The 24060-nt window shown below is 60.9% G+C and carries 21 protein-coding genes and 3 pseudogenes; 9 read left to right on the top strand and 15 right to left on the bottom strand.

The features are described from left to right. The first annotated feature begins 5 nt into the window (after positions 1-5). From ASD54_RS03890 to ASD54_RS03900, 3 genes are read left to right on the top strand one after another with little or no spacing between them, the layout of a single operon-like run. Positions 6-1130 carry an ABC transporter permease subunit gene (locus ASD54_RS03890; RefSeq protein WP_062553321.1) on the top strand — a complete coding sequence of 375 codons (1125 nt, stop codon included), beginning with the start codon at positions 6-8 and terminating at the stop codon, positions 1128-1130. Then, positions 1127-2233: an amino acid ABC transporter permease gene (locus tag ASD54_RS03895; RefSeq protein WP_062553322.1), complete on the top strand. Its 1107-nt coding sequence runs from the start codon at positions 1127-1129 to the stop codon at positions 2231-2233. The genes ASD54_RS03890 and ASD54_RS03895 overlap by 4 nt, the downstream gene beginning before the upstream one ends. Then, positions 2233-2994, top strand: coding sequence for an amino acid ABC transporter ATP-binding protein (locus ASD54_RS03900; RefSeq protein ID WP_062553386.1), 762 nt, complete (start codon positions 2233-2235; stop codon positions 2992-2994). Before ASD54_RS03895 ends, ASD54_RS03900 begins: the two co-directional genes overlap by 1 nt. Positions 2995-3074: 80 nt before the next feature. Here the strand turns inward: ASD54_RS03900 and ASD54_RS03905 are convergent, their stop codons facing one another. The 8 genes and pseudogenes from ASD54_RS03905 to ASD54_RS03935 form a co-directional block, all read right to left on the bottom strand. Further along, on the bottom strand, positions 3075-4016 hold the full coding sequence (locus tag ASD54_RS03905) for a copper uptake system-associated protein (protein ID WP_082547057.1): 942 nt from the start codon (positions 4014-4016) through the stop codon (positions 3075-3077). Beyond that, positions 4013-4804 (bottom strand): ABC transporter ATP-binding protein, encoded by a 792-nt coding sequence (locus tag ASD54_RS03910; RefSeq protein WP_062553323.1) that lies wholly within the window; start codon positions 4802-4804, stop codon positions 4013-4015. Before ASD54_RS03910 ends, ASD54_RS03905 begins: the two co-directional genes overlap by 4 nt. After that, the gene (locus ASD54_RS03915; protein WP_082547058.1) at positions 4801-5865 is read right to left on the bottom strand and encodes an iron ABC transporter permease; all 1065 of its coding nucleotides are present in this window, start codon (positions 5863-5865) and stop codon (positions 4801-4803) included. Before ASD54_RS03915 ends, ASD54_RS03910 begins: the two co-directional genes overlap by 4 nt. Further along, complete coding sequence (locus ASD54_RS27155; RefSeq protein ID WP_348272038.1) at positions 5862-6578, bottom strand: ABC transporter substrate-binding protein; 717 nt, start codon at positions 6576-6578, stop codon at positions 5862-5864. Before ASD54_RS27155 ends, ASD54_RS03915 begins: the two co-directional genes overlap by 4 nt. Then, positions 6476-6967, bottom strand: a complete 492-nt coding sequence (locus ASD54_RS27160) for a hypothetical protein (protein ID WP_244484664.1) — start codon at positions 6965-6967, stop codon at positions 6476-6478. The genes ASD54_RS27155 and ASD54_RS27160 overlap by 103 nt, the downstream gene beginning before the upstream one ends. A 63-nt stretch (positions 6968-7030) precedes the next feature. Then, positions 7031-8350, bottom strand: a pseudogene (locus ASD54_RS03925) (PepSY domain-containing protein); the annotation flags it as partial. Positions 8351-8485: 135 nt separating this feature from the next. After that, the gene (locus tag ASD54_RS03930) at positions 8486-9142 is read right to left on the bottom strand and encodes a helix-turn-helix domain-containing protein (RefSeq protein ID WP_162249538.1); all 657 of its coding nucleotides are present in this window, start codon (positions 9140-9142) and stop codon (positions 8486-8488) included. Positions 9143-9236: 94 nt separating this feature from the next. Next, positions 9237-9635 carry a hypothetical protein gene (locus ASD54_RS03935; RefSeq protein ID WP_062553325.1) on the bottom strand — a complete coding sequence of 133 codons (399 nt, stop codon included), beginning with the start codon at positions 9633-9635 and terminating at the stop codon, positions 9237-9239. A gap of 94 nt (positions 9636-9729) precedes the next feature. Between ASD54_RS03935 and ASD54_RS27165 the strand changes: the two are divergent. Next, positions 9730-9831: pseudogene (locus ASD54_RS27165) on the top strand (GlxA family transcriptional regulator); the annotation flags it as partial. A 9-nt stretch (positions 9832-9840) separates the two neighbouring features. Here ASD54_RS27165 and ASD54_RS03940 read toward each other — a convergent pair. Both ASD54_RS03940 and ASD54_RS03945 read right to left on the bottom strand, forming a co-directional pair. After that, positions 9841-10119, bottom strand: a pseudogene (locus ASD54_RS03940) (site-specific integrase); the annotation flags it as partial. 218 nt (positions 10120-10337) lie between these two features. Beyond that, positions 10338-11456 (bottom strand): FAD-binding oxidoreductase, encoded by a 1119-nt coding sequence (locus tag ASD54_RS03945; RefSeq protein WP_062553388.1) that lies wholly within the window; start codon positions 11454-11456, stop codon positions 10338-10340. A gap of 210 nt (positions 11457-11666) precedes the next feature. On the opposite strand from ASD54_RS03945, the gene ASD54_RS03950 reads away from it, so the two are divergent. From ASD54_RS03950 to ASD54_RS03965, 4 genes are read left to right on the top strand one after another with little or no spacing between them, the layout of a single operon-like run. Next, a complete protein-coding gene (locus ASD54_RS03950) occupies positions 11667-13754 on the top strand; it encodes a hydantoinase/oxoprolinase family protein (RefSeq protein WP_062553327.1) in 2088 nt (695 codons plus the stop codon). 4 nt (positions 13755-13758) lie between these two features. After that, positions 13759-15747, top strand: a complete 1989-nt coding sequence (locus ASD54_RS03955; protein ID WP_062553328.1) for a hydantoinase B/oxoprolinase family protein — start codon at positions 13759-13761, stop codon at positions 15745-15747. Then, positions 15744-16067, top strand: coding sequence for a (2Fe-2S)-binding protein (locus ASD54_RS03960; protein WP_062553329.1), 324 nt, complete (start codon positions 15744-15746; stop codon positions 16065-16067). Before ASD54_RS03955 ends, ASD54_RS03960 begins: the two co-directional genes overlap by 4 nt. Further along, positions 16064-17431 carry an NAD(P)/FAD-dependent oxidoreductase gene (locus ASD54_RS03965; protein ID WP_062553330.1) on the top strand — a complete coding sequence of 456 codons (1368 nt, stop codon included), beginning with the start codon at positions 16064-16066 and terminating at the stop codon, positions 17429-17431. The genes ASD54_RS03960 and ASD54_RS03965 overlap by 4 nt, the downstream gene beginning before the upstream one ends. 27 nt (positions 17432-17458) lie before the next feature. On the opposite strand, the gene ASD54_RS03970 is transcribed toward ASD54_RS03965, so the two are convergent. Together ASD54_RS03970 and ASD54_RS03975 are read right to left on the bottom strand one after the other, a co-directional pair. After that, the gene (locus ASD54_RS03970; RefSeq protein ID WP_062553331.1) at positions 17459-18364 is read right to left on the bottom strand and encodes a LysR family transcriptional regulator; all 906 of its coding nucleotides are present in this window, start codon (positions 18362-18364) and stop codon (positions 17459-17461) included. Between the two features lie 42 nt (positions 18365-18406). Further along, the gene (locus ASD54_RS03975; protein ID WP_062553332.1) at positions 18407-19732 is read right to left on the bottom strand and encodes an FAD-binding oxidoreductase; all 1326 of its coding nucleotides are present in this window, start codon (positions 19730-19732) and stop codon (positions 18407-18409) included. A 236-nt stretch (positions 19733-19968) separates the two neighbouring features. On the opposite strand from ASD54_RS03975, the gene ASD54_RS03980 reads away from it, so the two are divergent. Further along, the gene (locus ASD54_RS03980; protein WP_062553333.1) at positions 19969-20445 is read left to right on the top strand and encodes an Lrp/AsnC family transcriptional regulator; all 477 of its coding nucleotides are present in this window, start codon (positions 19969-19971) and stop codon (positions 20443-20445) included. Positions 20446-20478: 33 nt separating this feature from the next. Here the strand turns inward: ASD54_RS03980 and ASD54_RS03985 are convergent, their stop codons facing one another. From ASD54_RS03985 to ASD54_RS03995, 3 genes are read right to left on the bottom strand one after another with little or no spacing between them, the layout of a single operon-like run. Then, positions 20479-22131, bottom strand: a complete 1653-nt coding sequence (locus tag ASD54_RS03985) for an ABC transporter ATP-binding protein (protein ID WP_062553334.1) — start codon at positions 22129-22131, stop codon at positions 20479-20481. Next, positions 22132-22974 carry an ABC transporter permease gene (locus tag ASD54_RS03990; protein ID WP_062553335.1) on the bottom strand — a complete coding sequence of 281 codons (843 nt, stop codon included), beginning with the start codon at positions 22972-22974 and terminating at the stop codon, positions 22132-22134. 2 nt (positions 22975-22976) lie between these two features. Continuing rightward, entirely contained in the window at positions 22977-23927 is a 951-nt protein-coding gene (locus ASD54_RS03995) for an ABC transporter permease (RefSeq protein WP_062553336.1), read from the bottom strand. Between the last annotated feature and the right edge of the window lie 133 nt (positions 23928-24060).

A 24060-nucleotide genomic window follows, 5' to 3' on the forward strand; every position in this document is an offset into this window, starting at 1 on the left:
CCGGCATGCTCTTCGCGCTCTGGGACAATCGTCGCATTCGAGGCAATGCGCTTCAGGTCTTGCTGTTTGCAGGCTTTGCCGGTCTTCTTTTCTGGCTTTGGTCCAATACGGCGGCCAATCTGGCCGCTCGAGGCATCCGGGTCGGTTTCGACTATCTGAGCCGGCAGGCGAACTTTCCGATTTCGGAAAGTGTCCTGTCCTATGATCCTTCCGATACCTTCGGTTGGGCCTACGTGATCGGCGTGACCAACACTGCCGTCATCTCGCTGACCGCGATCATCATCTCCACATTTGTCGGCCTGCTGATCGCTCTCGTCCGGCTGTCGAACAATCCCTTGGCGGCGAAGATGGCGGCCTTGTTTGTCGGTGTCATCCGCAACATGCCGCTCATCGTGCAACTCCTCTTCTGGTATGCGCTGGCCACGACCTTGCTGCCGGCGCCGCGTCTTGCCTTCAACCCGCTGCCCGGCTTCTACCTCTCGCTCAGGGGCCTCTATCTTCCGGCGATCTCGCTTGGGCCGCAGGCCGGTCCTTTCGCCGCTGTCTGCCTTGCCGTGCTCATCGCCGCCGTCATCATTTGTCGCTTGGCGCCGAAATCCGTCTGGTCGATGGGCAAATGGATCCTGCTTGCCGGTCTGCTGACAGCTGCTGTTGTGCTCATCCGTCCGTCGGTCAGCTTCCCGGAACTAAAGGGCTTCAATTTCGTCGGAGGACTGCGCCTGTCGCCGGAATTTGCCGCCCTTATGCTTGGTCTCGTTCTCTACACCTCGGTCTTCATCAGCGAAGTCATCCGCGGTGGCATTGAAGCGGTATCGCGCGGTCAATGGGAAGCCGGACGCGCGCTTGGGCTCTCCGAACGGCACGTGATGTTCCGCATCATCATTCCACAGGCGTTGCGAATCATCGTTCCTCCGATGACGTCCCAGTATCTGTCGACGGTCAAAAACACGACCCTGGCGCTGGCCGTCGGATATCCGGAACTGGGCCTTGTGGTCGGGACGGTCATCAACCAGACGGGCCAGGCCATAGAGAGCATTTCCATCCTTCTGGCCGTCTTTCTCACAATCAGCATCGCAGTGTCGATGTTCATGAATTGGTACAATGCCCATGTGGCACTGGTGACGCGATGACAAGTCTTTCCCTTTCCCACGGTCATGTGGCTGCCGACATACTGCCGGCCCGCCAAGCGCCGCCGATCAAGCGGACGCCACTCCTCAAGATGCTGTTTGGCGATGTCCTGAGTGCCGCTCTCACATCCGGCGCGCTGATGACGATCCTGGCACTGATGCCGGCCTTCCAATGGGGTCTTGTGGACGCCACCTGGACAACATCGGATCCTGCGGCTTGCCGAGACGGCGGAGCGTGCTGGGCCTTCATCGGTGCCAAGCTTCGCTTCATCCTGTTCGGTCTCTATCCATCGGACGAACAATGGCGTCCAATGATGATGATGGGTCTCATGATCGCGATGGTTCTGGTGTCGTTGTCGCCGGCGCTGTGGGGACGAAAGCTCGTCATCGCATGGCTGGTGGCCGTGGCCGTGATGCTCAGCCTGATGTGGGGCGGCTTTACTGGCTTGCCGTTCGTTCCAACATCGCAATGGGGTGGATTACCGGTCACCCTCCTGCTCGCCCTGCTGTCGCTCGGATGCGGCTTTCCCTTCGCCGTCTTCCTGGCGCTCGGGCGGCGTTCGTCCCTGCCGATCCCGAGGGTCCTGTCCATCGGGCTGATTGAGACGATCCGCGGGCTTCCGCTTGTCGGGCTGCTGTTTGTCGCCTCGATCCTGCTTCCGCTGCTCCTGCCGCCAACTTGGACGATCGACAAGCTCGGACGCACCTTGGCGGCACTGACGGTCTTTGCGGCGGCCTATCTTGCCGAAGTCATTCGCGGCGGACTGCAAGCCATCCCTTCCGGCCAAATCGAGGCGGCCAAGGCGCTCGGCATTCCCCATTGGAAGGCAATCCAGCATATCGTCATGCCGCAGGCGATCCAGAAGGTTATCCCGCCCCTGACCAATACGGCGATTGTCATGGTCAAGAACACCAGCCTGGTGATGATCGTCGGTGTGTTCGACATGCTGAGCGCCGGCCGATCGGCGGCCATGGATCCCGTCTGGCCCGCACCCTATCGGGAAGCCTATCTCTTCGTCGGCCTCATCTATTTCGCGCTCTGCGTTGCCATCTCCTATTACGCCCGCTGGCTTGAGCTGCGTGTCAAAGCAAAGGATTACCGATGATGTCCGCTCAACAGCCGTCGAACCATGAACCGTCTGCCATCGCGATCCGCAATCTCGACAAGTGGTACGGCACCTACCATGCGCTGCGTAATGTGACCCTGTCGGTCAAGCCGGGCGAGCGTATAGTCATCTGCGGACCGTCCGGTTCCGGCAAATCGACGCTCATCCGGTGCGTCAATCATTTGGAAGAGCACCAGAAGGGCGAGATCGTCGTCAATGGTGTGACCTTGAACGACAGTCTGAAGAACATCGATGCGATCCGTCGCGATGTCGGGATGGTGTTCCAGCACTTCAACCTGTTTCCGCATCTGACTGTTCTGGAGAACTGCGCGCTGCCGCAGATTCTGTCTCGCGGGACACCGAGAAAGCTCGCCGAAGACCGCGGCATGGAATTGTTGGAACGGGTGCGGATTCCAGAGCAGGCGCTGAAGTATCCCGGTCAGCTTTCGGGTGGCCAGCAGCAGCGTGTCGCGATCGCACGCGCCTTGTGCATGGCGCCGAAGATCATGCTCTTCGATGAGCCGACATCCGCGCTTGATCCGGAAATGGTGAAAGAGGTCCTGGAGACAATGGTTGCCTTGGCCGAGGACGGCATGACCATGATCGTCGTCACCCATGAGATGGGTTTTGCCCGGCGCGTGGCTGACCGTGTCGTGTTCATGGATAGGGGCGCCATCGTCGAAAGCAGTGCACCCGATGCCTTCTTCGACGCCCCAACCCATGAGCGGACAAGAAGCTTCCTCAGCCAGATTGTTCACTGATTGGTGCGGGCTGGGCGAGTGGGCGGACCAAGCTGTGGTCTTCTTGGTCCGCCTGATCGGACTCACATCTACTTCGGATGCTACTTGCCATGATCCTTGTGAGCACCATGTCCAACGTGCGCGTCGTGTCCACCATGATCCTCGATGCCTTCCACCATGACGGTCCCTTCAAAGCTGGCAAACAGCGCCAGCGTCTTGGCATCGACATTGGCTTCCGCCTCCGCGAGCTTGCTTGCCAGAGCCGTCGCATCGGCAGAGGAAAGCCCCATCGTTTTCAGGGCATCGGCCTGCTTCAGCCCATCGCCGCTGCACAGATGAATGCTCCAGCCATCGCTCTTCTTTTTGAGAAGCGCACGACCGCCGCGGCCTTCCTGGGTCCAGCCGGCAATCGCCCAGTCGCCTTGGACGACGACAGGTGATACGGTCAATGGCTTATCGGCCGTTTCAAAAATCGCCCTCATCTTCGCAGGGATAGCCTCTTGGGGATCTGTGGATTGCGGCGCCATCGGCATCGTGGCGTGATCACCATGCTTTGCGTGATCGCCGTGCTTCATGTCCGGTGCCCCGCCAGCCGGCGGACCTACCGCAAACTCCACATTGACCGGTCCGGCCTTTTCAAATGTCAGGATCGCCTTGATGGTCTCGCCTTCCTTGAAGGGCTGAGTGACATTCATGAACATGACATGGTAACTGCCGGGCTTCAGTTCGACGGTCGTGCCTTTGGGGACGGGAATACCTCCTTGAAGCTCACGCATGACCATAATGCCGCCGTCGATTTTCATCTCGTGCAGCTGGACGGATCCGGTACGGTCTGACGAGGCGCTGACCAGTCGATCATCGGTAGAACCCTCGTTGGTGAGTGTGAGATAACCGCCCCCGACTTTGGCACCGGGCAGCATAGCGCGGGCGTAAGGATGGCCGATTTCGATATCGCCGACCTTGAAGCCATGGGCGAGAGCGGGAGACACAGTCGCGATGGTGGCAATCGCGATCGCCAACAGTTTTGCCTTCAGATGTTTCATATTGTTTCCTCCTCGTGAGAATGACGTGCTGTTGTGTGGTGAGAAGCCGTGGGGACGATGACAGTCACCCCCGATTGTGTTGTGAGAAACTCCGCCTCGATACCGTAGTAGGTTCGCAGGGCGTCCGGCGTCACGATATCGGCGAAACAGCCGTGGCCTCTCAGTTTTCCATCCGCGAGCAGCATCATTGAATCGCAGTGCCTTGCAGCGAAGTTCAGATCGTGAATGGCAATGAGAACCAGCGCCTGCGTTCTGGCGACATAGTCTTTCACAACCTTCAGCACATGAATCTGATGGCGCATGTCCAAGGCGCTGGTGGCTTCGTCCAGCAAGAGAAGCGGCGGCTTGCGCAAGAGTCGTTGCGCCAATAGCGCCAGTTGCTGCTGCCCGCCCGACAAGGTCGAGACCTTTCGCTCCGCCAGATCGGCAATACCGAATTGGGAAAGAATGCGCGCACTCGCCTCGACGATACTTGGGTCGACACGCCAGCCCAGTTGTTCGTGACGGCCCAGAAGGATTACTTCGAGCACCGTCAGATCCGCGGTGACCTGGCAGTGCTGTGGCATATAGCCGAGATCGTGAACGCTGACGACCTGCGCATTCCAGAGCACGCTTCCGGTGGATGAAACAACGCCCGAGATGGCGCCGAGAAGCGTCGACTTCCCGGCGCCGTTGGGACCAATCAGTGCAACGATCTGGCCGGCCGGTAGTGCCACGGTCACATCCAACAAGATGGGTTTCTTTCCAGCGACGACGCTCACGTCGCGGAGGACAAGACGCCCCGTCATGCGACACCTCGCTTGCCGCGGCGGATGATCACCGCAAACAGCATGGGAACGCCGGCAACGGCGGTGATGATGCCGACAGGAATGACGGCACCCGGCGAAATCAGCTTTCCGAATACGGAGGCAGCGATCAGGATGATGGCGCCAGCCATGGCGGCAAGCGGAAGAGAGAAGCGATGGTCCTCCCCCACAAGGCTGCGGGCAACATGCGGCGCAATCAGCCCGATAAAGCCGATGGTGCCTACGAAGGACACGGCGCCCGCCGTCAGAAGGGCGACGATCAGGAAGGTTTCCCGTCGAAGTTTCTCGACCGAAAGTCCGAGGCTTCTCGCATTGGCGTCCCCTAGGCGAAGTGTTGTCAGCGCCCAGGTCCGGCGTGCGATGAAGGGAAGGCAGGCGAGTGCGATCACCGTGGTCGCCGTAACGCTGGTCCAGGTGGATTTCAAAAGGCTGCCAAACAGCCAGAATACGATCTGCTGGAGAACTTCCGGCGATGCCAGAAACTGCAGCAGCGATTGCAGCGATTGGAAAAAGAAGAGAACGGCAATGCCGCCGAGTACGAGGATTTCGGGCGTCGCACCCCGAAGGCGGGCAATCACATAGATGAGCCCACAGGCAACCAGCGTCATGGCGAAGGCGCTGATGGGAATGGTGAGATAGGCGGGCAGGGGGACAAGCGACCCGAACATGATGGGGAGTGCTGCGCCAAAACCGGCGGCGGCGGAAAAACCCAGCGTAAAGGGGCTTGCCAGCGGATTGTTGAGAATCGTCTGCATCTGCAGGCCCGCAAGACCGAGGCAGGCGCCGACAAGGGCTCCCATCAGGGTCTGCGGCATGCGTAATTGCCACAGGATCGTCGCCACCATCCGGTCCGAGCCGGATGGGCCATTGAGCAGTCCATGCCAGACATCGCCAAGCGGCATGCCGGATGGCCCTGTCGTGAGATCAAGAACCATCAGCAGAATGAGCACACCGAGGGAAAACAGGAGAGCCAAGGCGCGACGGATGGATGCACGGCGGTAGCCGCCGTGCATGATCTCGGTGTCCCGGGTATGGGAGGTCATTGTGCCCCGGCCTTGTAGGGGAGGACGAAGACGCCGTCAGCCTTGATCGGCAGCCATTTTGCATAGTAGTCCGCTATGTTTTTGGCCGGATCGACGTCCTTGGGGGCGGCAGGATAGAGCTGCTTGGCGATGAACTGCGCATAGACATAGTCGGACAGCGTGCGTGCTCCACCGTGATAGATGGCGAAGACGTCGCCATTCTTGACAGCGGGAAGTTCCGACCAGCCCGGACGCTGCATGTAGGCCTTCATGCGCTCACGCGTCACGGCCGGGTCTGCGCCGAAACCGACGGCGACCGATTGCGGCTTGTTCAGCCATTCCGAACCTGCGAGGAAAATCAGGTCGGGTTTCTGGGCAAGCACATATTCGGGGCTCAGCGGTCCCCAGTTGCCGATCTGGCCCTTGGCGATATTGGCGCCGCCGAGGCTGCCGATCAGGGCGCCCCACATGCTGTTGCCATAGGAGTTGCCGACTTCCGCCGGTCCCTTCTGGGCAAGTTCGACATAGACCTTCTTCGTGGTTGGTCCAGCCGCCTTGATGCGTGTGTCGATGTCGGTGATTGCATCCTGATAGTTCTTGACCAGCGCCTGTGCACGCTCTTCAGTGCCCATCAGTTTGCCAAGTGCCAGGGTGGAGGCCACATGCTTTTCGACTGTCTGGGCGTTGTAGTCGAGGACGACGATTGGAATGCCTGCGGCCTCGATCTGCTTGATGCCTTCGCAAGCGCCTCGTAGGACCAGGCTGCGAGGATCAGCAGGTCAGGCTTGGCGGCAATGACCTTTTCGATGGAAAAGGTGTTGTCTTCGGTGTTGCCGACATCCGGGATCAATGAAAGCCTGGGAAGTGCCTTCTCATAAAGCGCGAACTGGTTCGGTCTCCAGTCCTTCCACGTCGAAAGCGAGAGCGCCACCACCTTGTCGAGTGCGCCAGGACCGGCGATCGCGAGGTAGTCCTCGTAATAGAAGCCAAGAACGACCCGTTCCGGGACCTTCGGAACCGTCACCGTTCTGCCTTTGACATCGGTCACGGTGATGTCGGCGAAGGCGGATGCTGCCATCGTCAGAAGGGCGGCAAGGGTAGAGAGGAATAGTTTTTTGGTCACGATTTTACCTTGGGGTTGTGGGCGGCAACGGCGCGCCGTTGCCGCCCGTGGAAAGGTTGAAAGTCAGCTGATGGCACGCTTGAACGGCTTGACGTGGCGCAAGACGAAGAGATCGAGAAGGATCACCGCAATCAGCACGGCCCCGCTCAATGGAAAGAGCAGGCAAAGACCGAGCATGATGATTGCGCCTGTCTTCCAGAGCGGCATTTTGTCTGCGGTGACGGGGGCCACGAGCCGTCCGGCGCCGGATGGCCTGCGCTTCCACCACATGAAGATGCCGCTGACCGACATGAAGATGACAGACAGACAAAAAAGGGTGTTGAGGGCAATATTCCGGAGGCCCATATCGCCTTCATGCAAGGCGATACCGACGGCCATCGCCTTGCCGGCCACGCCGTAATCAGCGAACTTGACGTCGGCGAGGATCTTGCCGGTATAGCGGTCGATATGCACCGTGCGATCCGACATCGGATCGGCGCTGTCATTGCTCATCGTATCGCGCGCAAGAGTCCATACACCCGTCTCACCGCTCGGGAATGATAGTTGGAAGCGCCCGTTGAATCCAAGTGTTCGTGCCAGCGCCACAATCGTATCCACATCGACCGGTTCGCCTGCTGCAACACCCTGAATGCCCGCATTCGATCCGGAGGCCGGCATCGGCGTCTGTTCCAGCGTCCAGGGCACATTCTTCACGCCGTCATGATTCATGCTGGCATGGTTGGCGTCCGAGAGAGGTACATTGTCCCACTTGGCGGCCGGAAAGGTGCTCCAGGCCTGTGTCATCTTCTCGCCCCAGATGCCCGCCCAGGTGAGGCCGGAGAGCAGGAAGGCAAGCAGGATGATCGATGCATAGACACCAATCGTCTGGTGCAGCGACTTCCAGACCTGACGGCTCTTGCCGTTGATGGTCGGCACCAGTGATGAGGCAAAACTGCGCCCGTCGCGGGGCCACCACATGTAGACACCCGTCACAATGAGCATGACTGCAAAGCCCGCGGCAATCTCGATCAGGCGATCGCCGACAGTCCCGATCAGCAGCGTTCCGTGAATGGTGTCGGCGAGGTCATAGAGGGCGTTACGGCGCTCCCAGCTCCCGAGCACCGTCGCATTGGAAGGATCAACGGCAACCATGGTTGCGGCATCCCCTGCCTTGACGCGGAAGACCGCCGGCTCTGTTACGGTCCGCGGCGCGATGTATTGTACCAATGTCCCGTTCGAGACCGCAGACAGGGCAGAGGTTGCCTGCTGAGCAACAGCCACGGTTTGCGCACTGGGCTGAACGGAATAGAGCTTTTCTTCATCACGACCCACCAAGACCGATGACCACAGCATCAGGAGCCCGGTCACCGCCAGCATGATCAGAAATGGCGCCACGTAGAGGCCGGCATAAAAATGTCAGCGCCAGGCCGTGTTATAGAAGTTTCTGGCAAAGCTTTGATCCAGTATGGATGACGACTGATCTGTCGCAAGTGTCATGGTTGTCCCCCTCAAAGAACAGAGTGTCGGAAATCTCGGTGATCAGGCTGCGGGCGTCGCGCCGGTCGCAAGCGCCAGAAGTCCTTGGCGGTCGCGAACGGTGATCAGTTCGGGCTGGTCAAACGCGATAAGGCGATCGCGTTTGAAGCGGCTGAGGCAGCGGCTGACCGTTTCGTGGGTCAGGCCTAGCCAATCCGCCAGTTCGCTTCTGGAGAGATAGAGCAGGAAGCTGCTGCGCCCGTCATGCCCCTGGCGGGAGAACTGGTCCGCCAGATCAAGCAGCGCCGAGGCAACCCGCTCAGTCGCCGTCTTGCGGCCGAGAACCAGACCATGGGCTTGAGCGCGCTTGAGCATGCGCATTGCGGCCTCATTGATCGCTTCAGCGTTCTGTTCAGTCTCGATCTCTTCGAGCCGTGGGTCGCAAACCGCCATAGCCCGGCATTCATGAAGATCAACATGCTCGCCGCTGATGACCCAGCCAGGGCCGAAAATATCGAGGATCTGCCGACGCTCGTCACTCAGCTCGCGATAGAGAACCACACAGCCGCGCAACAGGCGGAACGTGAGCGGAACACCCAGCCGAGCCAGAGGAATGTCGATATGCGCGGAAAAGTTGCGAATGCGCGGTATGGACGCTTGGGAGAACTGTCGCAGGACGTGCAGGGGGAATGCTTCATCCCTGGATAACATGCTTAACATGCGCGGATATCCAGCCATTTGCCGGAACAGCGCAGTCACGCGATTTCCTCGGCACGGATTGTCGAAGGCGCCCGCTTGAGAAAGCGGTCGCGGTTCAGGCAATCAGGCCGAAGGGAGGCGCACGCGGTGACGCATTGGGAGGAAAGAGCTGCCTGTAGAAGGCCTCAAAGCGAACTGGAACGAACCGATCCGCAGCACGCAACGCGAGCGCCGTCTCAATCGCGGGCGGTGCGGGCAGAAGGATGGCGGACGCGAGCCGGCAGGCTTCGCAACCCGTGCCAAAATCATGGCTATGCTTTTTGCTGGCGTCATCTTCCGACGGCAGGCACAGCACAGGCACGGTTCCATCAGGAAGAGTATATGCCGCAAGCTCGGCCGGAGTGAGCGTGTTCGCCAAAACAGACAGGGGCTTGTGAGATAGGCCGACAAGCAACAGGGCGATCGCGCATACGATGCGCGTCAAAGTCCCCATCTGTTTGCCGAATGGCGTCATATTAAACCTCACTGCAGGATACCAAATCGTGTGTTTCGTGGAGGAGCAATGCGACAACCGCACACATGAAAGCACAGTATCTCGTGCTCTACCCCAGCGACCCGGAGGACAGTCTCAGTTTTCTTCACTCCTCGAGTTCAAGTCAACCGATGGCCGCTTCAGCAGCCTGCTTTCCTGGATCAGAGAAAATCTTGATAAGCACCTAGGCGATGCGCTCCGGTATCTCATCATGGCCAAGGGTGACGCCAAAGAAGAACCTCAGCGCGCAGACCGTCTGGTTCAAGGCCGGCCAGGACAGGCCCGTCGACACCAGATGCACCTGAAAGGCGCGCACGTCTCCCAGTCCAAGTCGGTCTGGCGATCGCCCGAAATAGCGCGAGAACTTTGTCACCGCATGCAAATAGGATCGCTGCGTCGCCGGCGACAAGTTTCGGATCGTCATGTCTTCGATCATCCGCCGGCGTAGAGGGCTCATCTCACTCATGGGTATCTCCCGTTCAAAGGTTGGCCAAAACAGCCAATCCTTCAAACCAGAGACACGCCATGCAAATCAGAGGCCCCAACTGCCGCGAAAACGGCTTCGTTCAATCCACTTTGTCAACAGGGCCTAGCGTACGATTTTGGACTGCTCTTGTTCCGACCCCAAAAGCACAAAGGCGGGGCGCCGGTCTGTGCAGCAGCTGGCGTTCCGTTGAATCTTCACTAACAAGCGGTCAGTAAAAAGCGCTCGATGCGAAAATCGTGGAGTGGCGTTTCAGTCTGACCTACTGCAATGAGTTCGGCCATCATGTCGCCGACGCCGGGGCCGAGCTGGAAGCCGTGTCCCGAGAAGCCGAAGGCATGGAAGAGGCCGGGTGTGGTCGCCGAAGGTCCCATCACGGGCAGGCCATCGGCGACATAGCCCTCGCAGCCGGACCAGGTGCGAATGATGGAGACGTTCGCCAGCGCCGGCAGGAGCGGCAGGAGTTTGCGAAGCTGAAGCGACAGGCGGGCCGGATCGGCCTTTGCGTGGCCGGGGTCAAGCGCGACCTGGCTGCGTTCGACGCCGCCGCCGAACACGATATTGCCGCGCTCGACTTGGCGCAAATATCCCTCGGTGCCATCGCCGCCCCAGACGCCGACGACCGGCAGGATGCGGTAGGGCAGTGGTTCCGTGACGCCCATTTGCGGACCGCGTGCCTCGATCGGCACGGCTTCTCCGAACCGGGCGGCGATCTGCGCGCCCCAGGCGCCTGCGGTGTTGAGCAGGACTTCCGCGCTGATCGAGCCTTTGGAGGTCTCCACGGTGAAGCCTGAAGCAGTTCTGGCCACCGATTCGACAGCTACCTGTTCGACGATCGCTGCGCCGAGACGGGCTGCGGCAGCGGCGAAGGCGGGTGCGATCAGCCGGGGATTGCCGCTTCCGTCCTCGGGTGAGAAGGAGGCGCCGATGGCATCCGGCCCGACACCTGGAAAACGGGTACGCACGTCGCGCATATCCAGTTCGTCGAGGACCAGTCCCCAGGGCCCGGCTGCCTCGATAAACGAGCGCATGGAGGCAAGCCCAATTGTACCGAAGACGAGGCGCAGGTGGCCCGTCGGGCGAAACTCGACATCCTGTCCCAGCATCGCTTCAGCCTTGCGCCAGAGCGACAGCGAGCGGTGCGCTAACGGCAGCTGCGGCAGATAGCGGCCGCTCCGGCGGATGTTGCCGAAGGACGCGACGGTCGCTCCGCTGCCGACCCGGTTGCGCTCGACAAGTGTCACCTTAAGCCCGCGCCGCGCAAGAAAATAGGCCGAGGCGGTCCCAATCAGTCCGCCGCCAAGTACGATGACCTCCACGGGATATTCCTTCGGTTCGATGCACTGCATCGACTGTGTGTGTGAGGACGCCAGCAAGTCAAAGTCGGTATTGCATGCCGCCCATAAGTGCGACCTATGGGGCATCCCGCGATGCGCATAAGCGGGACTTATGGTTGCCCGCCATTTCGCTCTTGGACCTTTGCCATCAAGCCGTGCCAGCTTTGGACAGGAGCAGCGAAAGGAACGGGCATGACAAGCGCCATGAGTGCAACCTTGACAGAATTGGCCGATGGCGAGGACTGGAAGGTGGGGGTCGACATCGGCGGCACCTTCATCGATTTCTGTGCGCTGGAGGCAAGATCCGGCCGCGTCGCCTCTCTGAAGGTCCTGACCACCCCCGACGATCCAGGCGCGGAACTGATGACCGGGCTGACGCTTCTGGCCGAACGGGAGGGCCTGGACCCGGCAACAATCAGCCGCTTCGTGCATGGCACGACCGTCGGCATCAACACCGTCATCCAGCGACGCGGTGTTTCGCTCGCGCTTCTGACCAATGCCGGTTTCGAGGATGTCATCGAACTGGCACGCCTGAGAATGCCCGATGTTTATTCGCTGTTCTGCGCGCGTCCGGATCAGCTGATCGCCCGCGACATGGTCTTCGGCATCCCGGCGCGGCTGCGCGCCGACGGTAGCGAGGCGCTTGCTCCGGACATGACGGCGGTCGCAGAGGCCGTCGCGGCGGCGAAGGCAGGCGGGGCTGAAGGCATCATCGTCTCCTTCCTGCATGCCTGGCGCAACGCCGTCCAGGAGGCTGCCGTCAAGCAGGAGATCGAGCGACTGGCGCCTGATCTGTTCGTCTTCACGTCGTCTGAGGTCTGGCCGGTGATCCGCGAATACGAGCGCACCACGACGACGATCCTGAACGGCTATGTGCATCCCCGCATTTCCGGATATCTGACCGCTCTCGAAGACAGGTTGAAGTCGCGCGGCGTCACGGCTCCGGCCCTTTTGACCAAGTCGAACGGCGGGCTGATGAATGCGGCCGACGGCAAGCGGTCCTGCGTGCAGATGCTGCTCTCCGGAACGGCTTCAGGCGTGATCGGTGCGGCGTGGCTTGCCAGGCGGGCCGGCGAACGACAGGTACTGACCCTCGACATTGGCGGCACTTCGGCCGATTTCGCACTGATCATCGACGGCGAGCCGCAATTCGGCACCGGCGAACTGATCGGAGAGTTCCCGCTGCATATTCCCTCGGTATCGGTCAGCTCGATCGGCATCGGCGGCGGTTCGATCGCCAGCGTCGATCAACATGGCGTGCTGCGGATCGGTCCGGAATCGGCAGGGTCCATACCCGGTCCTGCTTGCTATGGCCGCGGCGGCAGCGAACCGACGGTCACGGATGCGATGGCGGTCTGCGGCTGGCTCGGTCACAGCGAGATGGCCTATGGGCAATTGCAGATCGACGTGGGCCTAGCGCATGCAGCGGTTGCCCGGCTTGCCACCCGGATCCGCCGTCCGGTGGAGGCGACGGCCCAGGCGATCCTCGACGTGGCCATCTCGGAAATGTTCGTCGAGGTCGAAAAGCTCGCCTCACGGGCCGGCGTCGATCTTCGGGATTTCACGCTGATGCCGTTTGGCGGCGGCGGCCCGATGCTGGGTGCATTCCTGGCGCGCGAATTCGGCATGCGGCGGGTGATCGCGCCACCCCGGCCCGGTGTCGTCTCGGCGCTGGGCGGACTGGTCGCGGATCTGCGCGGCGACTTCATCCGCACCGTGTTTGTTCATCTCGTCGAAGAGACGGTTCCGGTACTGCGCGACGCCTTGGAGGCCCTGGTCCGTGAAGGCTGGGCCTGGCTTGCCGCACAGGGCCACGACGGTCCCGCCGACCTCAGGATCTCGGCGGATATGCGCTATCTCGGGCAGAGCTTTGAAATCGAGGTGCCGATCGAGCCGGCCTGGATCCAGGAGGGTCATCGCTCGGCCATGGAGGCGGCGTTCCATGCCATGCATGCGCAACTCTACGACTTTTCCGATCCGCAGGGCGAGGTCGAACTCGTCAACCTTCGGCTCTCGGCGATCGGTGCCGGACCTGTGCTCGAGTTTCCGGTGTCGGAGAAGGAGGAGCCGTCTGCTGCTTCGCCCGAACGATTGATCCCGGTCTATCTCGGCAGCGCGATAGAGCGCATCGGCCTCTTTCGCCGCAGTGCGCTGAACGCTGGAGAGTGCTTCAGCGGCCCCGCTGTGGTGGCACAGGACGACACGACCTTTGCCATTCCCACCGGCACTGACGCGCGCGTCGACCGCCACATGAACATTCATCTCACCTTTGCGGAGTAACGCCATGTTCGACCAGACCAATTTGCGTGTCTTTGCAAACCATGTGCGGGCGGCGGCCGAAAACATGGCCTATACGCTGCAGCGCACCGCGCATTCGGCCTTCGTCAAGGAAACGGAGGATTTCACCGTCATGCTGATGAACCGCAGAGGCGAGACGTTCGGGGTGCCGATGGGGCTTGGCGCCACCTGGTATCCGGGACTGACCTGGGGCCGGGTCATCGACATGGTCGGGAACTACCGGCCGAGCGATGTCGCCTTTACCAACGATCCCTATTCCGGCCATGTCGCGACCCATGCGCCGGACACCCATCTCTGGAAGCCCGTCTTTCATGATGGCGAAATCATCGCCTGGACCGGCGGCCATATCCACAATACCGACATGGGCGGGGCGGTGCCTGCCTCGCTGTCGCGAGTCCTGACGGAGATCCATCAGGAGGGTATCCGTTTTCCGCCGATGAAGCTGGTGAGGGAAGGGGTCTTCGACGAGACCATCCTGAACATCATGACGACCAATGTGCGCAAGCCGGATCTCAATCTTGGCGACATCAAAGCGCTGGTTGGCGCCCTCAACACGGGTGAACGCAAGATCCTGGCCATGGTGCAGAAGTTCGGAAAACAGGCCTTTCTCGAAGGTGCCGAGGCGCTTCTCGATCATGCCGAGGCGCAGGCGCGCGCCATCCTGCGGTCTATGCCGGACGGAACCTGGGAATTTGTCGACTATGCGGACGAGGATTCGGTCGAGGCCAATCCCTGCCGCCTGAAGCTGACATTGACCATCAGGTGTGACGAGGCGGTACTCGATTTCACCGGCTCCGATCCGCAGCTCGGCTCGTCGCTCAACGTGCCTTCCGGGGGTGATCCACGCCACACGATGCTGCTGGTCGGCGTCTACTACGTTCTTTACACCCTGAACCCGAACATCCTTCTCAACACCGGGCTCACGCGCCCGTTCACCTGCATCGCGCCCAAGGGCAGTGTGCTCAATCCGGTGCATCCGGCGGCGGTCGGCATGCGATCGCTCACTTGCGCGCGGCTACGCTCTGTCATCTTCGGCGCCTTCAGCCAGGCTGTGCCGGAACGCCTGCCGGCAGCGCCCGCCGGCAACAATTGCATTGTCAACGTCATGACGACGGACGAGAGGACGGGGCGCACAGTGCTGGCGGCGGTCAATCCGGTGGTCGGCGGTGGCGGCGGCATGCCGCATCGCGACGGCACCAATGGTTCGGGTGCGGATGCCGCCTATCTCAAGAACACGCCGATCGAAATCACCGAGACGGAGGTGCCGATCGAGTTCCTGCGCTATGGGCTGGCCCGCGATAGCGGCGGAGCGGGACGCTGGCGGGGCGGGCTTGCCACGGAAATGGCCTTCCGGGTCTTTGCGCCGGGCAGCCGGATCACGGCGCGCAATCGCGACCGCAGCTTCTTCCGCCCATGGGGCGTGCTCGGCGGTCGTGCCGCGGGCTTGTCCGACATGGTGCTCAACCTCGGAACGGATCGCTATCTGCGGCTCGGCAATATCGATACCACCGTCCTCCAGCCGGGCGATGTGCTGGAGATCCGTTCGGCGGGTGGTGGCGGGCGCGGCAATCCGCTCGAGCGTGAGACCTGGCGTGTCGCAAGGGATGTGGAGCGCGGCTACGTGTCTGTCGAAGCGGCCGAGCGGGACTATGGGGTCGTGATCAGCGGCGGTGTGGTCGACGAGCAAGCGACGGCCCGACTGCGTTCCCTGACCGTCGCCCATGCCGGACATTTCCATTTTGGCCCTGAACGGGAGGGTTACGAGGCGCAGTGGACGCCCGCCGCCTATGCCTTGCTGACTGAGATCCTTGCAGGCCTTCCGATCCACTGGCGCTTCTTCGCCAAGACCGAGATATTCCGGCGCATGAAGGACAGGGCCGGACATGACGGCGTCGCGGCAGCCTTTGCGGACGTGCGGGCACGCTTCTTGGAGATGCCGGAGCCGGCTTCGGCCGTTCGGTTGGCGGCAGAATGAAGCCGGGTACGTGGCAGGAGCTTGGCGACGGACGGATCGTCCGCCTTTCAGAGAGAGAGAGGACGCAGGTCCAGTTCTTTCTCGATGGTGTCACATACGAAGCATTGGCCGGTGATACGGTGCTGACGGCCATTCTGGCTCGCTCTACGGCGCTGCGGCGTTCGGAGTTCGGGCCTGAGGCTCGCGCCGGCTTCTGCCTGATGGGTGCCTGCCAGGACTGCTGGATCTGGCAGGAAGAGGGCACGCGGCTCAGGGCCTGCTCCACCCCAATTGCCGAGGGAATGCGGCTGGCGATCGAGGCGCCGGAGGGCTGGCCATGACTTTGGTGCAGGGACCGACAGTGGCGATCGTTGGCGCCGGACCCGCCGGGATCCGGGCTGCTGAAGTGCTTGTTGCCGCCGGTATCCGGCCGGTCGTTCTCGATGAGGGACAAAGGGCCGGTGGACAGATTTATCGCCGCCCGCCGCTCGGCTTCACGCGGGTGGCAGAAACGCTCTATGGGCCGGATGCCGGCAAGGCGCGCGCTTTGCATGCGCTGTTCGATGCCATGGTGGCCGACGGCCGGGTTGACTACCATGCGCTGTCCTCTGCCGTTGCCGTAGCGGACGGTGTGCTTCATGCCCTGACGCCTGTCGGTCACCGGGCCTTTGCCTATGACCGCCTGATCCTGGCGACAGGCGCCACCGACCGGCTGGCGCCGGTGCCGGGCTGGCAGTCAGCCGGTGTCTACAGTCTGGGCGCGACGCAGATCGCGTTGAAAGCTCAGGGCGTGGCACTCGGACGAAAGATCGTGCTTGCCGGTTCCGGACCGCTCCTGACGCTCGTGGCGTACCAGTTGCTGAAGGCCGGCGCGGACGTTTCGGCCGTGCTCGACACAGCACCGCTTTCCGTGCAGCTGACGGCTTTGCCGGGCATGCTGGTGCGGCCCGCGCTCTTCCTCAGGGGTCTGCGGATGCGCCTGCGGCTCGGCCGGCGCTATCATGTGGGTGTCACCCTGGAGGGGATCGATTGCGACGAGCGCGGCCCGACCGGCATTCGCTGGTGCGATGCCCAAGGGAGACCCCACGTGACCGCCTGCCACATGGTCGGCCTCGGCTGGCATCTGCGCGCCGAGACGCAGCTTGCCGGGCTTGCCGGCTGCGCCTTCGACTATGATGAGGGCTGGGCGCAATGGCTGCCGCGAACGGACAGGCTTGGCCGCGCGGCGGAAGGACTTTACCTTGCCGGCGACGGTGTGCGGATCCTCGGGGCAGATGGGGCGGAACTTGCCGGACGATTGGCGGCGGCCGCCTGCCTTTCCGACATGGGTCTGCCTGCGCCCGATGTCACGTCCGAGCTGCGCCGGCTGGTGCGCTGCGAGCGATTTGCCCGTGCGCTGGCGCGGGCCTTCCCGTGGCCGGGTGCCATGGTGCGCGCCATCCCTGATGAAACGATTGTCTGCCGCTGCGAAGGGGTCACGGCCGCAGAGGTGCGTGACGCAGCCACAAGCAACGGCGCGGAGGCCAACAGGGTGAAATCGCTTGCCCGCCTCGGCATGGGCCGCTGCCAGGGGCGTTATTGTCAATTGGCGGGCGCCGAGCTGATTGCCGCGCGGGGCGGCATTTCGGTCTGTGAAGCCGGGCGCCTGCGCGAACAGGCCCCGGTGCGTCCGGTCCCCATCGGGGCATGGATCGGTGAGGCATAGGCGACGTGCGCAAGTGACGGGGCTGGCCTACTGAGGCGCGCTACCCGCTTGTAGCACCTTCAGGCAAGCATCACGCAGGCAGTCCCGCATGGCGGCATGATTTCCCGTGAGCGGTCGGTCCTTGCTGGTCAGCAGCGCCACCGGGACCGTCAGTCGGGGCAGAAAGGTGCGGCGGACCAAGCCCGGAAACTGTTCCCAGGGCAACAGACCATCGACAATTGCGATGCCGAAGCCATCGCGCACGAAAGGCAGCGCGGTGATGGAAATGTCGATCTCGAAGGCCGGGTTAAAGGCGAGGTTCTGAGCTTCGGCAGCACCTGAAAGCAATTGGCCGGGAAGCGTGTCGGTGCGGTAGGAAATCAGCGGGACGTCCTGGATATCGGCAAAGCCGATCACCTCCTGACGGGCCAAGCGATGATCCTCGGGCACGATGCAGATCAGCTCGGCATTGCCAAGCGTCTCCACTTCAATCCCGTGCCGGGGCAGATTGTTCATGACGATGCCGATTGGCGCATCGCCGCTGCGCACCATGTCCACGACATTGTCGAGCGGGGCGATCAGCGAGCGAACGACGATGTCGGGTTGGGCATGGCGGAAGGCCGAAAATGCCTTGGGCACAATCGCCATTGCCGGTGGTGCAGAGGCTGCGATACGGATCAGGCCAGTGCGGCCAAAGCGCATGTCCATCGTGCGCCGCCGCAGGGCTGCGATCTCGGCAAATATACGCTCCGATTCGGGATAGAGCTCTTCGGCTTCCCGGGTCGGAACCAGCTTTCCCCGGACACGGGTGAACAGCTTGAAACCAAGCTGGTCTTCGGCATGCCTGAGAATCTGGCTCAATGCCGGCTGCGAGATGTTAAGCATCTGGGCGGCGCCCGTCACCGTCCCGCAGCGCATGACCATGCAGAAGACTTCGAGTTGGCGTGCTTGCATCGAGGCGTCCGGTCCTTCTTGCCCTTGGGCCACAGGGGCGTGTCAAAAATCTGCCACTTTGCCCCATGCGGACTGCGAGAAGCGGTTGGGGTGATAGGGGCGCGGATCGACCAGCGGCTCCGCTCCCGTGACGATGTCAGCGATCAGATGACCGGCTCCAGGGCCGATGCCGAAGCCGTGGCCACTGAAACCTGCGGCCAGGATGAAGCCCGGAACGGTTGGCGTCTCCCCGATAGCTGGTACTCCGTCTGGGGTGGAATCGATATATCCGGCCCAGCTGGCAGTGATGCGGCGTTCCTTCAAGGCCGGCAGCAGTTGCGTGGCGCGCTCATAGGTCAGCCGGATCGTCCCACGATCGACGGCCGGATCGAGGATTCGCATGAACTCCATCGGGGTCGGGCGGTCGAGCCGCCAGCGCGAGAGGCTCTCATGGCCGCTGCGCACGCCTTCAAGCCCCCCAGGCGACAGGGAGCGCCAACGGCGCAGGAACATTGGCAGGAACTGCGGCGCAAATCGAGCCTGTTGTGGAGTTGGGTCCACCTTGCCACGGCCGCTGATGGCCAGCGTATAACCACCGTCTCCCCGACGAGTGACAGAAACGCCCGCGGTATGCAGCGCATCGGGAAGCATGGCTTCGCCCGGCGCGACAGAGAGAATCGACGATCGGATGGACGCTTGCGGAAACCGGATGTCGAGTTGGCGGCAGAAGGAGGAGGCCCAGGCGCCGCCGGATAGTATCGCGGTGCGAGTGCGGATCGTTCCATGCTCAGTGACCACGGCTGAAAGCCGCCCGCCTTCGGTCTCGATCCCGCGGGCAGCGCAGTTCTGAAGCACGGTTCCGCCAAGCTTGAGTATGGCCCGCGCGACGGCTGGCGCGGCGCGGGACGGATCGGCTGTTCCATCACTTGGTGAAAACACTCCACCCTTCCAAGGACGGCCTGTCGCTTTACCCCGTTCGGCGGCAGCGACGCTGTCCAGCATATGGGTCGTTACTCCGACGGTGCGGGCGAAATCCCGCCAGCGCGCCCAGCTGGCCAGCTCTTCCTCATTGTTGCTGAGATAAAGCAGCCCGCAGCGGCGAAAACCGGTATCTTCATCGCTTTCCTGACGGAACTGTTCCCAGAGATCGAGGCTTTTCGTCGCCAGCGGCAGCTCCCGAGAGTCACGGTTCTGCTGGCGGCACCAACCCCAATTGCGGCTCGACTGTTCGGCCCCGATGCGACCCTTCTCCAACAGGACGACCTTCAGCCCTCTTCTTGCGAGATAGTAGGCGGCAAAGACGCCAACAATACCGGCTCCGATGATGACGATATCAGCTGATCGGGGGAATTCATCTGAGGTTTCCACGAGCATAAGCGGCGCTGGCATCGGTGTCGGTCTCCTTGTCGCGCCACAAGCATAACGTCTCGTGACTGCCAAGGATGCCGCACATTTCCATTGGACAGCAGAAGATTCCGTAGCCTCGTATCAATGCAAACGATCGTGCGGGAAGCCTCTTGGCAGAATGGAATAGACAAGGATCGCCATAGTGTTAAGCTCAGTCAAGAATTTTCGCAGCATTTAATTCTGCAGACATTTCGGCGGCTATCTGGAGACAAGCGTAGATGAAACTGGACAGAATCGACATCAAGATTCTCTATGAGCTGCAGAAGAACGGGCGCATTACCAATGTTGAACTTGCCGAGTTGGTCAACCTGTCGCCCAGCCCGTGTCTGATGCGCGTCAAGAAGCTTCAACAGGAAGGCTACATCGGTGGCTATTCTGCGCAAATCAACATCGGCAAACTTGGCCAGACCCTGACCGTCTTTACCGAGATCACGCTGAAGAACCACCGCCAGATCGACTTTGCCCGTTTCCTTGCCGTGGTGGAGAAGATTGATCAGGTGATCGAGTGCCATCTCGTTTCGGGTGGCTACGACTATCTCATCAAGTTCGTTACCGCCGGCATCGGCGAGTATCAGGGAATCATGGAACGGCTGACCGACATGGATATCGGTATCGACAAGTATTTCAGTTTCGTCGTGCTGAAGTCACCAATCGTCAAGGTGCACATGCCCCTGACAAGCCTGTTCCCTCTCTAGGATTTCGGCAATTTATGCAGGCAATGGCCCTCTTCAACCGTGGCCGTAGGTTCTGATCAGCTCGGGATCGAGCTTGAGGGAATCAAGCCATTGGGGATCGAGTTTTGGAACAGAAGAGAAAAGCAACTTTGAATAAGGATGTTGCGGCGCCTTCAGATCTGCTGGCGTGATCTCCTCGACTTTGCGGCCGCCATACATCACGACGATCTCGTCGCAGATAGCCTCGACGACCGACAGATCATGGCTGATGAAGATGTAAGACAGCGAAAGGTCGCGTTGAAGTTCCTTCAGGAGATCGATGATCGCGGCGGCGACGACCGTGTCGAGAGCCGATGTGATCTCATCGCAAATGATCAGCTTCGGTTCGGCAGCAAGGGCGCGCGCGAAGTTGACGCGCTGCTTCTGGCCGCCTGAAAGCTCTTGTGGCCGCCGATGACGAAGCGATCTCGGCAGATGAACCATATCGAGCAACTGTTCGATGCGGGTGTCTCGCTTCTTGCCTTTCATCCCGTGATAGAAAGTCAGCGGCCGGCCGAGAATCTCCTCGATCGATTTTTCCGGATTAAGCGCTGTGTCGGCATATTGGAAAACGATTTGCATTTCGCGCAATTGATCGCGGCTGCGTTGCCTTACAGTGCCTGCAAGCTTCCGGTTCTCAAAGATCATATTGCCAGTAGAGGGCGGCAGAATACCTGCAATGGTGCGAGCCAGTGTAGATTTTCCGCAGCCGGATTCGCCGATGATGCCGAGATTGCGGCCCTTTCTTACCGTCAGGCTCACATCCTGCACCGCACGAATGAGCGGCAATTGGTCTGCCTGGAGAGGGCCATAGCCGGCAACCAGGCCGTTGACTTCGAGAAGGACTTCCCGGCCAGTCACCACAATTTCGTCGCCGCGCGGCCTAGGCTCGAACGCTGCCAACAATTGGCGCGTGTAGGGATGCCGGGCACGTGACAGAATATCGGTCGTTGTGCCCACTTCCTGTACTTCACCGTTTCGCAGGACCACGATGCGGTCAGCGATCTGCGCAACCACAGCCAGATCGTGCGACACGTAAACGCCTGAAATGCCGCCCGCCTTCATCACCGACTTGAATGCACGCAGCACTTCGATCTGAGTGGTGACATCAAGGGCAGTGGTCGGCTCATCGAAGATGACGAGCTTCGGAGCGCCAATGAGCGCCATTGCGGCCGAAAGGCGCTGCAACTGGCCCCCGGACACTTGGTGGGGATAGCGTTTCCCTATCGTGTCTGGATCGGGTAGCGATAGAGCCCGGAACAGTTCAATCGCCTTTTCTTTCGCTTGCTCTACCGGCATTAACTCGTGGATACGAGTGACTTCGATAACCTGGTCGATAATACGTTTTGCCGGGTTGAACGCCGCCGCAGCCGACTGGGGGACATAGGCGACCTTTGTACCACGGATGCCGGCACGTTCGCGTTCGCTGAACGTTACCATGTCCTTCCCAGCGATCCGGACACTACCTCCGGAAATGCGACACCCCGACCGGGTATAGCCCATCAGTGTAAGGGCAATGGTCGTCTTGCCCGACCCGCTTTCACCGATCAACGCCACGATCTCTCCCGCGGCAATGTCCAGGCTCACACCCTTTATGATATCGACGCAGCGGCCGCTGTCGGTTGTCGCCTCGACTTTGAGATCACGTATTTCGACAAGGTTTTCCATTCAGGCGCTCCGGTCGCGAATTTTCTTCGGCAGGTTGTCGATCAGAAGATTGACGCTGATCGTCAGGCTCGCGATCGCCAGTGAGGGGACAATCACCGCAGGGGCGCCGAAAGGAAGCCCGCCGACATTTTCATGCACGAGGGCGCCCCAGTCGGCAAAAGGAGGCTGCACGCCGAGGCCCAGGAACGACAGGCCCGACAACAGCAACACGATGAAGACAAAGCGAAGGCCGAAATCCGCGAGTACAGGGCCTATGATGTTGGGCAGGATCTCCGAGCCGATGATGTAGAATATGCCTTCGCCGCGCGTGCGCGCCACCGTGATGTAATCCATGGTGTTGATGTTGACGGCGAGCGCGCGGGCGAAGCGATAGGCGCCAGGCGTGTAGATGACAGCGAGTGTGACGATAAGAACGGTGATCGACGAGCCAACGGCTGCGACAACAACCAAGCCCGAAAGCTTGCCCGGGATGGAGTTCATTGCGTCGAGAAACCGGCTCAGTGCTGCATCAAACCATCCGCCAATGACCGCCGCCGTCATGCCGAGCACGACGCCTGAGAAGCATGCGATGGAAACGGCCGCAAGCGAGATGCCAACCGTGTAACGGGCGCCCATGAGAACCCGCGAAAGCATGTCGCGGCCAAGATAGTCCGAGCCAAGCCAGAACCTGCTGCTCATCGCTCCGAAATAGTCCTCGTCAACGATCTCGCCGACCGGATGAGGAATGATATGCGGCGCGATGAGTGCCATGATTCCCCAGAAGACGATGACAGTAAGTCCAATCATGCCGACCCAGCTGAAGCGGTAGCCGAACTTTTGTAAAAGCGGAATGGATGGGTTCATGATCAACGCAGCCTCGGGTTGGCAAGAATGGCAACGATATCTGCGAGTGTAATCAGGCTAAGATAACCGACGCAGAAGATCATGGCGCAGGACTGGATGAGGGGTAAATCGCGCGTTGCCACCCCATCGACCATCAGCTTTGCGATGCCTGGATAATTGAAGATTGTCTCGACGATGATCACTCCGCCCACGAGGTAGGATAGTGATAGGGCGATGGCATTGACGATGGGGCCAACCGCGTTCGGCAAGGCGTGGCGCAAAATAATGCGGGGGCGTGAGGCTCCCTTGAGTAAGGCTGTCTCGACATAGGGTGTACTGAGAGTATCGATGACGGCCGCGCGGGTCATTCTGATCATCTGTGCCGCGACCACGAACGTCAGACTAATGACCGGCATGGCGTAGACTTTGAGCAATTGCCAAACCGAGGTGACGTCATTGGCGAAAGACAGCGCTGGCAGCCATTTGAGATAGACCGAGAACACGAGCACCGCTGCCGTCGCGACCATGAATTCAGGGATGGAGATGACGCCGATCGTAAGAATGGTCACTGAACGGTCATAGAGCGATCCGCGGAACATCGCCGCGGTAATGCCAAGCGTCAACGCAAGCGGCACGGCAAACATCGCGGTGATGCCGGCCAGTCTCATGGTGTTGACGAAGCGGCCACCGATCAGTTGGGCTACAGGGACATTGTTGACGTAGGACGTCCCAAGATCACCCGATGCCAGCCCGCCAAGCCAACGTAGAAACCGTAAATAGGCGGGGTCATCAAGATGCATGGCGCTGCGGAGTCCGGCGATGGCTTCCGGAGTAGCTGCCTGACCGAGAAGAATTGTCGCCGTATCGCCCGGCAGCATAGCCGTTGCGAAGAACACTGCGAAAGACACGATCAGGAGTGTCAGGGCAGCGATCAGAAGCCGAACTGCGATTAGATCGAGTACGTATCTGCTCAAGTGTGGGCCCCTGCTAAACAGAGTTTCAAGATGATGGACAAAGCCGCGCAGCGAAATTAAGGCGGATCGAGTATCAACGATGAAATGTTGATCCCGCCAAAAAGGGACGACAAGGCGATACGGTGACACCTCG

The organism is Rhizobium sp. Root149, from assembly GCF_001427345.1.
Lineage (GTDB): Bacteria > Pseudomonadota > Alphaproteobacteria > Rhizobiales > Rhizobiaceae > Neorhizobium > Neorhizobium rhizoryzae.